This is a genomic window from Mycolicibacter sp. MU0102 (genome assembly GCF_963378105.1).
Classification (GTDB): Bacteria; Actinomycetota; Actinomycetes; order Mycobacteriales; family Mycobacteriaceae; genus Mycobacterium; species Mycobacterium holstebronense.
Genome location: NZ_OY726398.1, coordinates 142,994 through 155,324, shown reverse-complemented (window position 1 = coordinate 155,324; position 12,331 = coordinate 142,994). Strand labels below are relative to the sequence as shown.

13 protein-coding genes are annotated in these 12,331 nt (G+C 66.8%); 6 read left to right on the top strand and 7 right to left on the bottom strand.

Features of this window, described 5'->3' with window-relative positions; all coding sequences use genetic code 11:
• Nucleotides 1–7: 7 nt before the first annotated feature.
• From RCP37_RS00775 to RCP37_RS00765, 3 genes are read right to left on the bottom strand one after another with little or no spacing between them, the layout of a single operon-like run.
• On the bottom strand, nt 8–517 hold the full coding sequence (locus RCP37_RS00775) for a TIGR04338 family metallohydrolase (protein ID WP_308487222.1): 510 nt from the start codon (nt 515–517) through the stop codon (nt 8–10).
• Between the two features lie 11 nt (nt 518–528).
• Entirely contained in the window at nt 529–1,281 is a 753-nt protein-coding gene (locus RCP37_RS00770; protein ID WP_308485167.1) for a DUF2786 domain-containing protein, read from the bottom strand.
• A gap of 45 nt (nt 1,282–1,326) precedes the next feature.
• Nucleotides 1,327–2,166, bottom strand: coding sequence for an alpha/beta hydrolase (locus tag RCP37_RS00765; RefSeq protein ID WP_308485166.1), 840 nt, complete (start codon nt 2,164–2,166; stop codon nt 1,327–1,329).
• Between the two features lie 48 nt (nt 2,167–2,214).
• Between RCP37_RS00765 and RCP37_RS00760 the strand changes: the two genes are divergently transcribed.
• Complete coding sequence (locus RCP37_RS00760; RefSeq protein WP_308485165.1) at nt 2,215–2,958, top strand: glucose 1-dehydrogenase; 744 nt, start codon at nt 2,215–2,217, stop codon at nt 2,956–2,958.
• Between the two features lie 68 nt (nt 2,959–3,026).
• Entirely contained in the window at nt 3,027–4,151 is a 1,125-nt protein-coding gene (locus RCP37_RS00755) for an NDMA-dependent alcohol dehydrogenase (RefSeq protein ID WP_067968924.1), read from the top strand.
• A 4-nt stretch (nt 4,152–4,155) separates the two neighbouring features.
• On the opposite strand, the gene RCP37_RS00750 is transcribed toward RCP37_RS00755, so the two are convergent.
• A complete protein-coding gene (locus RCP37_RS00750) occupies nt 4,156–4,713 on the bottom strand; it encodes an LppA family lipoprotein (RefSeq protein WP_308485164.1) in 558 nt (185 codons plus the stop codon).
• Entirely contained in the window at nt 4,713–6,626 is a 1,914-nt protein-coding gene (locus RCP37_RS00745) for a putative alpha/beta hydrolase (RefSeq protein ID WP_308485163.1), read from the bottom strand. Before RCP37_RS00745 ends, RCP37_RS00750 begins: the two co-directional genes overlap by 1 nt.
• Nucleotides 6,627–6,750: 124 nt before the next feature.
• Here RCP37_RS00745 and RCP37_RS00740 point away from each other — a divergent pair, with 124 nt between their 5' ends.
• Nucleotides 6,751–7,473, top strand: a complete 723-nt coding sequence (locus RCP37_RS00740; RefSeq protein ID WP_308485162.1) for a pirin family protein — start codon at nt 6,751–6,753, stop codon at nt 7,471–7,473.
• Between the two features lie 124 nt (nt 7,474–7,597).
• Nucleotides 7,598–8,686 carry a phosphodiester glycosidase family protein gene (locus RCP37_RS00735; RefSeq protein ID WP_308485161.1) on the top strand — a complete coding sequence of 363 codons (1,089 nt, stop codon included), beginning with the start codon at nt 7,598–7,600 and terminating at the stop codon, nt 8,684–8,686.
• 195 nt (nt 8,687–8,881) lie between these two features.
• Here RCP37_RS00735 and RCP37_RS00730 read toward each other — a convergent pair whose 3' ends face one another.
• Both RCP37_RS00730 and RCP37_RS00725 read right to left on the bottom strand, forming a co-directional pair.
• Nucleotides 8,882–9,532: an Rv1363c family protein gene (locus tag RCP37_RS00730; protein WP_308485160.1), complete on the bottom strand. Its 651-nt coding sequence runs from the start codon at nt 9,530–9,532 to the stop codon at nt 8,882–8,884.
• Nucleotides 9,533–9,630: 98 nt separating this feature from the next.
• Nucleotides 9,631–10,176 (bottom strand): hypothetical protein, encoded by a 546-nt coding sequence (locus RCP37_RS00725; RefSeq protein WP_308487221.1) that lies wholly within the window; start codon nt 10,174–10,176, stop codon nt 9,631–9,633.
• A 425-nt stretch (nt 10,177–10,601) separates the two neighbouring features.
• On the opposite strand from RCP37_RS00725, the gene RCP37_RS00720 reads away from it, so the two are divergent.
• Together RCP37_RS00720 and RCP37_RS00715 are read left to right on the top strand one after the other, a co-directional pair.
• A complete protein-coding gene (locus tag RCP37_RS00720; protein WP_047320377.1) occupies nt 10,602–11,471 on the top strand; it encodes an MlaE family ABC transporter permease in 870 nt (289 codons plus the stop codon).
• Nucleotide 11,472: 1 nt separating this feature from the next.
• Entirely contained in the window at nt 11,473–12,330 is an 858-nt protein-coding gene (locus RCP37_RS00715) for an ABC transporter permease (RefSeq protein ID WP_308485159.1), read from the top strand.
• The last annotated feature ends 1 nt before the right edge of the window (nt 12,331 follow it).

Below are 12,331 nucleotides of genomic sequence, written 5' to 3'. Positions count from 1 at the left end.
GCGCACGTCACCGCACACCCTCTTTGGCGAACACCACCCGCAGCACATAGCCCAACTCCGGGCCCATCACCAGTTCGGCCAGTTCGCAGAATGTCGCGACGAATTCCGGTCCGTGCGGCGGCCGAACGTCACACAGATGGTGCGCAATCTCATGCAGCACCACCAGTTCTCGCAACGCCCAGTCCACGCCGCGCTGATCCGGTACAGCGATAACGCCTGCTGCACCAAGCTTTTCGTAGTGCGCCGCGGTGGTTCCTCGGCGGGCGCGCACGGCCAACCCGGAAGCATCCGGCCACCGCGCGCGCACCGGCGACAGCGCCATGACGTCATCGACGTAGCGCCCGACGGCGGCTACCGAGCCGAAACGGGCCTCGGGCGGCAACGTCAGCTCGGTGCCGAAGAACTCCACGCTGCGCCTGCCGCTCTCGGCGGCGCGGTCGAATAAGGTGCGGACGAAGACCTCCGCGGCGTAGACCTTGGCGCGCTGACCGTCGCGCTCTGCAGCGCCTTCACTCAATGTTCCAGCGCTCACCGCTCCAGCGCGGACCGCGCCACCGACAGCTCAGCACTGTCGCCCAGCCGGGCTTTGCGCCCAGCGCGGTCCCCGGCCCGTCGCGCCGCGGACGAATAGCCCGCCGACGCCCGGGTGGCCCGCCAGGTGCCCCGTGCCTTGGAGGTACCGCGGTAGAAGTCGCGCAGCTCGACCTCCTTGTTGCGCAACGCAATCGCGGTGCCAGGTGGCCGCCTCCGATCCTTCTCGGCGTCGCGTCGGGTCTCGTCGCGGGCCTCTGCCAGCCGCTGGCCCACCCGAGCACCGAATGCCAGGTGGAAGTTCAGTCGAGCGGTGATGGTCGGGGTGGGGCGGTGCTCGCCGGTGGCGATATAGACGTCCGAAGCCCGGACCATCTGGACGACCAGGCTGGCGTAGAGCGCGTGGGTGGCATCGATGTCCTCGGCGAAGCCGTAGGCGTAGACATAGGTCGAGTTGGTCGCCACGTCGCAGCGCACGTCGTTGGCTGCGGCGATCCCCACGAACAGCTGCACATAGGTGCGCAACCCCCGGGCGCCCGGCTCACCGATGGTGATGGTGCGCTGCACCGGCGCGGTGGCCGCTGTCCGGGTGGCTGAGTGCGCGCGAGCCACGGCCAGGTCGATGGAGGTCGCGGTGGCCAACCGCTGCGCCGCCGCCATGAACGCATCGGCTTCGTGGGCGTTGTCGGTGCCCTCGGCCTGGCGCAACAATGCGGCAATCCGCGCCAACATCTTGTCGTCGGTGCTCATGGCCGCCACGCTAACCGACGGCGGCGACACCGCGCCGACAGCAACTCACAGATGCGCGTCGATCCAGCCCACCACGTCGTCAAGCACCTGCGCACGCTCCGGCTCGTTGAATACCTCGTGGTAAAGCCCCGGATACACCGTCAACCGCACGTCGTTCGAGCCGACGCACTCCACCAGCCGCCTGCTGCCTTCGGCGGGCACCAGGCCGTCGTCGGCGCCGTGCACCACCAGCAGCGGCACGGTGAGCGCCTGCGCCCGCGTCGGCATGGTCTCGCCGACCTTGATCAACGCGCGCGCCACACCGGCCGGCACCCGACCGTGGTGCACCAGTGGATCTTCGTTGTAGGCGACCACCACCGCCGGGTCGCGCGAGACCAGGGCACTGTCGAGTTTCTCCACCGGCAGGCTCGGCGCGATAGCCCCGACCGCTTTGGCGACGAACGCCAATCCCGGCGACACCGTGTCGGTCATGGCCACCGCGGGTCCCGACAGCACCATCAGCTGGTAGTCGTCGGGGCGGTCGACGCCGTAGCTGAACACGATCGCCCCGCCCATGCTGTGCCCGAGCACCACGCGCGGTAGGCCAGGGTGCTCGCGGGCGGCGATACCCGCCAGTGTGTGGAAGTCACCGGTGTATTCCGCGATGTCGCGGCACAGCACTCGCTTGCCGCCCGAGCGCCCGTGTCCGCGGTGGTCCAGCGCGTAAGTCACCAACCCCGCCGCAGCGAACCGCTCCGCGACATGGTCGTAGCGACGGGCATGCTCGCCGAAACCGTGGGACAGCACCACCACGGCACTCGGCGGTGCGTCCGGGGTCCAGGTGTCGTAGACGATCGGTACCGCCCGCACTCCATCGAAGGTTCGCTCGGTGCGGGTCACAGCCATCAGGGCAGCGTAACGGGCAAAGTGCCCGCCCAGGTAACCTCGCCAGCCATGGGACGAGTCGAAGGCAAAGTCGCGCTGATCAGCGGCGGCGCGCGGGGCATGGGCGCGGCGCACACCCGGGCGCTGGCCGCCGAGGGCGCCAAGATCGTGATCGCTGACGTCCTGGAGGACGAGGGCAGCAAACTCGCCGAGGAGCTGGGGGCCGATACCGCCCGCTTCGTCCGACTCGACGTCACCCAGGCCGACCAATGGCAAGCGGCCGTGGCGACCGCAGTCGATGCTTTCGGCAGCCTCAACGTGCTGGTGAACAACGCCGGGATCGCCAAGTACAACACTATCGAGAACTTCGACGCGGCCGCCTGGCAGCAGGTTCTCGACGTCAACCTGACCGGAACCATGCTGGGCATGCACGCCGCCGTCGCCCCGATGAAAGCCGGCGGCGGCGGCTCCATCATCAACATCTCCTCGGTCGAAGGGATGCGCGGCACCGCCGGCCTGTACGGCTATGTCGCCTCCAAGTGGGGCGTACGCGGGCTGGCCAAAGCCGCCGCCGTCGAACTGGCACCGCACAACATCCGGATCAACAGTGTGCTGCCCGGCCTGATCCGCACCCGGATGACGATCGCGATCCCCGACGACTCGCTACAGATTCCGCTGGGCCGCGGCGCCAAGTCGGCGGAAGTGTCCACCGCGGTGGTCTTCCTGGCCTCCGACGAGTCCTCCTACATGACCGGGTCCGATCTGGTCATCGACGGAGGCCTGTCCGTGGGCATTCCACACAAGACCAGCTAAGACAGCATTCTCCCAGGTAAGAGCACCCGTCGGGCCAGCTTCTGAAACGTGTTCTATGATGGCCGGTCATGAAGACCAAGGGCGCATTGTTGTGGGAGCTGAACTCGCCGTGGCGGGTCGACGAGATCGAGCTGGGCGACCCGGTTGAAGGCGAAGTCCAGGTCCGGATGCACGCCGCGGGGATGTGCCACTCCGACTATCACTTGACCACCGGAGCCACCCCGATGGCCCTGCCCGCGCTGGGCGGCCACGAGGGCGCCGGCGTCATCACCAAGGTCGGCAAGGGTGTCACCGGCCTGGAAGAGGGCGACCATGTGGTGATGGCCTTCATCCCGGCCTGCGGCAACTGTCCGCCCTGTATGAAGGGTTTCCGCTCGCTGTGTGACCGCGGGGCCGTACTGCTGGGCGGCAAGGCCATCGCCGACGGCACCAACCGGATCCACGCCGGCAGCCACGAGGTCTCGGCGATGAACCTGCTCGGCACGTTCTCGCCCTACATGACCGTGCACCAGGACTCCGTGGTGAAGATCGACAAGGACGTGCCGTTCGAGACCGCGGCCATCATGGGCTGCGCGGTGCCCACCGGGTTCGGTTCGGCCACCAACGTCGCCGAGGTCAAGCCCGGCGAGACCGTGATCATCATCGGTGTCGGCGGTATCGGCATGAGCGCCCTGCAGGGCGCGGTGCTCTCCGGGGCACGCCGCGTCATCGCGATCGACCCGGTACCCTTCAAGCGTGACCAGGCCGTCAAGTTCGGCGCGACCCACGTCTACCCGTCGATGGCCGAGGCGATCATGCCGGTCATGGAGGAGACCTGGGGCCTGATGGCCGACAAGGTGATCATCGCCGTCGGCGACATGAAGGGCGAGTACATCGAAGAGGCGCTGATCCTGACCGCCAAGACCGGCACCTGCGTGGTCACCGGGATGGGCTCGATGGTCGACGCGGACGTCAAGCTGAACCTGTTCCTATTCACCATGTTGCAGAAGACCTTGAAGGGCAACATCTTCGGCGGCGGCAGCTCGCACATCGAGACCCCCAAGCTGGTGGGCCTGTACAAGTCCGGGCTGCTCAAGATCGACGAGATGATCACCACGACTTACAAGCTCGAGGACATCAACACCGGCTACCAGGACATGGTCGACGGCAAGAACATCCGCGGCGTGATCACCTACGACGAGTCGGACTGGTAGGCGGTTACTTTTTGTCCTGCGGCAGCCGGCAGCCGGTGTAACCGGAGACCACCAGGTTGCCGCGGTAACCGACTTTGATGAAAAGGCCAGTGGGACCGTAGAAGCCGACATCGTGATTGCCCGGCTGGTTCTGCATCACCTGAACCTCGGTGGCGTCCAGCTTGGCGGCCGCCGACTTGGCGGCCTCTTCGAGCTTGGTCCAGGCCTGCTCTGACACCGTGACATCCCGGGCAACCGAGTCCGGCAGGAAGTAACGCTTACCCTCGGTTTGCTCGTATGGCCGCTCGCAATTTCCGCCCTCTCCCTCGTCCAACGTCTCCCAGACGATGGACGGGATGAGTTGTTGTGCGGCGGAGGTTATTTCATTCATCGTGGCGGCTACCTGAGTTTGAGTGTCCTCAAACGACGGTAACGACTTGAGAACGGCCAAAGCCTCGGCAGCGACGCTGGGCGGAGTGGGTTCATACGGTTGGGACACGTGACATCCTGCGGTTAGTGCGACGATGGCCAAGACAGCGAACAGGCATCGTCGCGGCTGGGGTGGGGACACTTCGTGCAACATCAATTTCCTTGAACCGCCTTGTCGCCCAGGCCGGCGAGGACCGCGGCGATGTTGTAGTTCGTGGTCCGCAGGCCTCCGCCGTCGGGGAAGCGCGGGTAGTCACTGTGCCCGTGGGCCTCTTGCAGGGTGATCGTGCCACCGTGGCCGTCCGTCACCGTGGCGGGCCCGGTGGCCAAGCGGGTGAATTCGGGGTTGGTGGCCGGATTCGGGCCGAAGTCGCCGAGCTCGTTGTTGAGGTAGGTGCCGATGATCGGAATGCCCTGGCCTACGGCCCTGGCGTCGTAGACCCATTGGATCTTGTCATCGGGGGCTTCCATGGCGAACACCTGACCATGCTGCAGGTGCAGGTCTTGGGGTGTTGACGCCTCGATTCCGGGAGACCCGTAGAACAGCGCCCGCGACACTCCGTGATCGCCGGGCTCCTGCAATGCCAGCCCGGTGGTCAGCGACCCGTAGGAGTGCCCGATCGCGGTGAGATCGGCGGGGCCCCCCAGGTGCGAGGCTTGAATCCCGTCGTAGAAGCGAGCCAGATCGTGGGCGCCGGCTCTGGCGAGGTCGTCGTGGGTGACTCCCCAGAGTCCGGCCAGCGACGCGGTCTTGTCGTCGAAGCCGGGAACCTGCGGGGGGTCGTACCCGATCCAGGCGATCGTCGAGACGGTATCGCTCTCGTGTCCCGGCTCGAACCGCAATTGCCGCAATGCTTCCCGTCTGAGGTTGGTTGCTTCTTCGGTCATATTCCCGATGCCTCCGTGCACCGTGGTGTTCAGCCCGGGCGCGGTGACCGAGACATGGGTGGCCTTGTCCGGATCACCGACCGCAATGGCCGCGCGGGCCTGCGTGCCGCTCTGGGTGTCCAGCAGCATCAACTTGCGGTCTGGACTGGCACTGACCGCGGCATCGACGGCCTTGAGGTCGTCCAGGTACTTCGAACCGTCCCGGGCTGCGTCGTATTGCCGTTGCCAGTTCTCGTAGGCGACGCGGTCATCGAAAATTGCGCCCGGCTCATTGGGGTGCGGAATGTTGTTGCCGGCAGCCCAGTCCGAATGCTGGTTGCGCAGCGCATCGGCCTGTGCGGCGGCACCCTGCGCCCGGCTGAGTTCGTCCGCCAGATGCAGCTTGTTGTAGTGGTCGTAGCCCAAATGATCCGGCGGATCGCAGGGCATGCCCGGATGGTTGCCGATGCTGTGGTCTTGGCTGTACAGCCAATCCTTCTGCCCGGGGGTCAGGCTGTTCCAGTAGTCGTTGAACTGCGTGGGATCGTCGGGCACGGGTCCCGGGGGCGGCGCCGGCGCGTCCGCGTCGAACTTGCGCAGCTGCGCGTCGGGGTCGTAGCCGTCTCGCACCCGCAGATTCGTCAGGGCCTGTTGCAGGGTTTTGGAGTAGCCGTTACGGATGACCGTGGCGTTGTGCAGCGCGGTCGCGGTGTCGTCCTCGGCCAGCTGGCGGCACGCGGCGATATCCGCCGCGTGGTCGTAGCCCTGATTCTCCTGCTCCAGGTAGACGCCGATACGGGCGTCGAGGACGATCAGGTTGGCGTTGAGCGCGGTGACGTTGGCCAGCGAGGCGGCGCGGGCCTGCGCCAAGGCGGCGGCAATGGACTCCAGGTCGGCCGCGATCTGGCCGAGCTGTTGATTCGTGGCATGCAGGCCGTCCTTGACCCGCTGCACCTCGGCGCCGTTGTTGATCGGTTGCTCGCCGTTTTCGCGGTTGTACTGGGTGAAGTGTTCTTGGGCGGTGCGGAAGGACTCTTCGGCCGAGGTGGCCGAGCCGGCGGCCGAGTGGAACGCCTGGGCCAAGAAGTTGATCTGGGTGGGGCTGCCGGCTTGCAGACTGTCGTCGACCGCCCACGGATCACCACCGGCCTGGGAAATGAGCGCGGCGATCTGCAGATGCTGCAGCGTCGGACGGCTCACGCGACGATACCGGCGTCATAGCGCACGCCGGTTTCGACGGACATGGGCTGCTACCTCCGTATCACCTCGGCGGTTGCAGTGAGACTACCGGCAGGGCCCAGGTTGCGGGCTAACCTTGGAAGTCATGACCGGCCAGCTCGAGGTGCGACGAGCGGACGACCGCGCGGCCACCCGTGCCCCGTGGCTCACCTCGCGGCATTCGTTCTCGTTCAACGATTACTACGACCCGGACAACACCCATCACGGACTGCTGCTGGTCAACAACGACGACGTGGTCGCGCCGGGCGCCGGCTTTGATACCCACCCCCATCGCGACGCCGAGATCGTCACCTGGGTGCTGTCCGGCGCGCTGAGCCATCGCGATTCGATCGGCAACACCGGCGTCATCCATCCCGGCCTGGCGCAACGGATGTCGGCGGGCACCGGCATTCTGCATTCCGAGAAGAACGACTCGGCAAGCGAGCCAGTTCATTTCATCCAGATGTGGATCATGCCGGACACTCCGGGGCGCACTCCCGGCTACCAGCAGCAGGACGTCGGCGACGCCTTGGCGGGCGGTGGACTCATCCCCGTCGCCTCGGGCAGTGACCCCGACGCCGCGATCAGCATCGGCAACGCCGGCGCCACGCTGCATGTTGCGCGGCTGCAGCCCGGAGACCATGTCGGACTACCTGAGTCGCCGTATGCCCATCTGTTCGTTGCGGTCGGCCATGTCGACATGGAAGGCGCCGGTGCGCTGCACACCGGCGACGCGGTCCACTGCACCGGCGGCGGCGGTCAACGAATTACCGCGTCCGCCCAGTCGGAGATCCTGATCTGGGAGATGCACGGCCGGCTCGGCGGCTGATCGCTGGCCATAACCGATCTGCCACCGACGCAGCACAATCCGGTCACGCAGGTTGTCCCAGCGGTTTCGGTGGCTACCGTAGGAATCTGGTGTCTCTCCCAGTCCGGAGCCGAAGGGACAAACAGTGTCGACTCCAGTGGCTTTCGCGCGCCGGCTGGCGGCTGGCTGCGCCGCGGTGCTGCTCTGCGCAGTCCTGGCGATCGGCCCGGGCCAGCCGACCGCGCAAGCCGCCGCCCAAGACCAATTGGCCGCCGCGATCGCGCGAACACCGGGCTCCTACCTGGTGTACAACTTCGGGAGCGGGCATCCCACACCGATGCTCAACGCCGCCGGCGACTGGTACGAGATGTCCGGCGGTGGGCATCTGGTGGTCCTCAAGTCGGCCTCGCAGCGCATCGAACCGCACCTGTTGGTCGACAGCCATAGCGGCGCCCAGAGCCGCTGCGAACGTGATCCGCGGGCCCGCACCAGCGAGGGGCTGATGCAGGCCTCCGAGCTCTATACCCCGCTGCAGGCCTGGCAGGCGCTGGGCCGGCCGACGGTGGCGATCAACGCCAACTTCTTCGACATCCGCGGCCAGCGAGGTGGATCTTGGCGGACCACCAAGTGCAGTTCCCCGCTGGGCACCTACGTCGACAACACCCGCGGCAATGGCCGGGCCAACGTCCCGGTTACCGGCACCGTCCCCTATGCCGGCAAGCAAGGATTGTCCGGCGGCAACGAGCACTGGTCGACACTGACCACGATGATCCTGCCGACTCGCGGCGCACCATATGTGTTGTGGCCGCGCGGCGGCCGCGACGGTGGGGACTACGACTCGGCCGGGCCGACGGTCACCGGCCTGGTGGAACGCGGGGACCGGTTCGTCGCGGTGAGCGGACTGGGATTGCTTGCCCCGGGAGCCACCGGGCAACTCAACGACGGCGGGCCGAGCGCGGCACGCACTGCCGTGGGCTATTCGCGAGCCAAAGACGAGCTGTACATCTTTCAGGGCGGCCACTACACACCCGACAACATGCAGGACCTGTTCCGCGGCCTGGCCAGCGACCACGCCCTCCTGCTCGACGGCGGCTCGTCGTCGGCGGTCGTGCTGCGCCGCGACGCCGGCGGCATGTGGACCGGCGCCGGGGTGCCACGCGGATCCTGCGACACCGCGCAGGTCCTGTGCGACGCGCATGAACGCGCACTGCCCAGCTGGCTCGGATTCAACTAACGGCTATCGCGGGCCGGGCGGCCCGCCATCGACTCGCGGCGGTCGCAAGCGCGGCGGAGCCGGGCGCAACGGGCCGACGCCATCGACTCGCGGCGGTCGCAAGCGCGGCGGAGCCGGGCGCAACGGGCCGACGCCATCGACTCGCGGCGGTCGCAAGCGCGGCGGAGCCGGGCGCAGCGGGCCGACGCCATCGACTCAGGGCATGTCAACCTTGGCGGCCAGCCAACGGCCCTTCACCTTCTCCATCGTGATCACGATGCGGCTGCGGTCGATCTGCGCCTGGGGGGCGGTCTTGTTGCTCACCGACTGATCGACGAACAGCAGCACCTCAACCTTGTTCTTGGTGGCGGATTTGACCGCCGAGTCGATGACGGTGCCGTGCGCGGACGCCTTGTTGTCGATCAGCAGTTGGCGCAGTTGTTCACTGGACGCACTGTAGACGTCCTTGAACTCGCCGGTGGCTCCGTCGAGGATTTCGGCGAAGTTCTTGTCGATCGCGGCGGGGTCCACACTGGTGAGCACCAGGGTGTACTTCTCGGCGGCTTCCAGTGCCTGCGCGGCGGCCGCTGTGCGCTGGTGGTGGGCGAACAACAGCCAGCCCTCGTAGGTCGCTCCGATCAGGCCCAGCGCCAGGACCGCCACGGCGATCCAGCGCCGATTCGGTTTCAGGCCGCCGATGCGTCCCTTGAGCCCAGCGGCTTCGCCGGCGGTCTCGTCGGCGGCGACAGATTCGGCGGACTCGGTTCCAGCGGACTCGGTTCCAGCGGACTCGGTTTCGGCGGACTCGACCGCCGGTTCGACGGCCTCGGTTTCGGCGGCCGCTTGCTCGTCCTCACGGTCCGACACCTGAACTACCTCTCTGGTCCGCTACTGGGGGCCGGTCGGCCGCAGCGCCCCCGAACCTACCCCAACCCCGCGCCTGCGGGTTCTTACTCGATCGCCGCTTAGGTGCAGGCCTTGGAATTCCGCAAGGCGTTGGCCCATCCGATCGCGGAGTCGATGTGTGGACGCGCGAAGCCGGCCGGCTGTTTTTTGCGCATGCTGTCGGCGATGCGGGACAGCTGGAACAGCACGCCGGTCAGCTGTTCCCCGCCGTAAATCGGCGAGTAGGGGCCGAAGTTGTCCGGCGTGTTGCGGATGGTCAGCGGCTGCAGTCGTGGCCCCAAGAAGCCGGTCGACCGGTCGATGTCGGCCACCACCGCATCCGCCTGCGACTGCACGCTCGCGTAGACGTCGCGGTGGTCTGCAAGATTGCGGTTGAAGGCGTCGATCTGTCCCATCAGTGGGTCGAACTGCGCGTTGAACCACTGGCAGGAATCCGACATGCCGCCGATCATCTCGGGCGTGACCTGATAGGTGAAGGTGCTGTACGGCCAGATGTCCATGCGCGGAGACCAGTCGCTCGGGGCGGGGGTGAAGCCGGGAAGCGCCGGCGGCTGATCCGGGTCGGCGACGGCGGAGCCTGGTGCCACCGCCCCGACGACCGCCATCGCACACACCACCGCGGCAGTGATCTGGGTCCACCCTGCCCGCTTCGGCACCGTCCCGACTTCCTTCCACCCGTTGCGCTTATCCCGGTCGAGTATCGCCATCGAGGCCCGCAAGAGGGTGGCAAAACCACGAAAACGCGTGCTACTGGCCGGTAACCCGCCCATAACCAGAGTCATGTTGCCTGAAGCGCCCTTGCCGGGGCATTGTGTCCGACATCATGTCCGGATGAAAGGTCGCGGCGAGACCCCATGAGCTCCTCCCCCTTGGTAGCCATGCGTATCCTTTCTATCTACCCACCAGTTGGTCCGAGAAGTTCCGAACCCTACCGCGGAGTAAGAACGCTGACTAAGGTGGCCGCCATGGATCATCTGCCGCACCCGCGAACGGCAACCTCAGGTGATCTCACGACCACGATCGGCGACAAATGACCACCCAGGACGACCGCGACCTCGCCGCCGAGCCTGCGCTCGACGGAGTGGCAGCCATCCAGGACTGGACCGCCGGTTATGTCAACCGCCACCCGCTGGCCTCGCTGACCACCGTCGGCGAACAATGCGTCCTGGCGGTGCGCACCGTGCAGTACTTCTTCTCCGACCTGTTCGGCGGCCGATTCCAATGGGGCGAGTTCGTCCGGCAGAGCGCCTTCATGGCCAACACCGCTGTGCTGCCGACGGTTTTGGTCGCATTGCCGATCGGGGTCACGCTCTCCATTCAGTTCGCGCTGTTGGCCAACCAGGTCGGCGCCACCTCACTGGCCGGCGCGGCTGCCGGGCTGGCGGTCATCCGGCAGGCCGCCTCGTTGGTGGCGGCCATGCTGATGGCCGCCGCGGTCGGGTCGGCCATCACCGCCGACCTGGGCTCGCGAACCATGCGCGAGGAGACCGACGCCATGGAGGTGATGGGCGTCTCGGTGATCCGTCGACTGGTGGTCCCCCGCTTCGCCGCGGCCATCATGATCGGGGTAGCGCTGACCGGAATCACCTGTTTCGTAGGCTTTTTGGCCAGCTACCTGTTCAACGTGTATTTCCAGAAGGGCGCGCCCGGCAGCTTCGTGGCCACCTTCTCCTCGTTCGCCACCACCGGCGACATGATCGTCGCACTGATCAAGGCCGTGGTCTACGGCGCCATCGTCGCGGTGGTGTCCTGCCAGAAAGGCCTGTCCACTCGCGGTGGTCCGGCCGGCGTGGCGAACTCGGTCAACGCTTCGGTGGTCGAATCGATCCTGGTGCTGATGATCGTCAACGTCGGCATCAGCGAGCTCTACAACGTGCTCTACCCGCGGACGGGGCTGTGAGATGACCGCCTCTTCCTATGTCCCGGCGTTCGCGCGCCCACTGCTGCGCGCCTACCGGATGGCGTCGGTGCCGACCATCCGCCTGGGACACATGCTGGTGTTCTTCGGCCGCGCCGCGGCCGGTGTCCCCACCGTGTTTCGGCACTACCGCAAGGAATTTGTGCGGCTGCTCTCCGACATCGCCTGGGGCAACGGCTCGATCGTGGTGGGTGGCGGTACGGCCGGGGTGGCGATCGTCCTCGGCTTCACCGCCGGCGCACTGGTAGCGATCGAGGGCTACAACTTCCTGAATCTGCTGGGGCTCGGCCCGGCCACCGGCATCATCTCCTCACTGGTCAACACCCGCGAGCTGGCGCCGATCATGGCCTCGATGGCGTTTGCGATGCAGGCCGGTTGCCGCTTCACCGCGCAGCTCGGCGCCATGCGCATCGCCGAGGAGATCGACGCCCTCGATTCGATCGCGATCCGGCCCATTCCTTTCCTGGTGACCACGCGACTGCTGGCCGCGACCATCGCGGTCATCCCGCTGTACGTGGCCTGCCTGGCCATCACCTACCTGACGTGCCAACTGGTCACCGGCATCATCGGCGGCGGATCGATCGGCCCGTACATGCACTACTTCACAATGATGTTGAGCGGCAAGGACATCGTCTACTCGGTGCTCAAGTGCGTGGTGTTCGTATGGTTGGCCTCCACCGTGCAGTGCTACTACGGCTTCTACGCCTCCGGCGGTCCCGAAGGGGTCGGGGTGGCCGCGGGCCGGGCCATGCGCGCCAGCATCACGATCGTGATCATGGTCAACATGCTGCTGACCATGGCGCTGTGGAGCATCGACGCCGGCGCAAGGTTCGGTGGCTGAC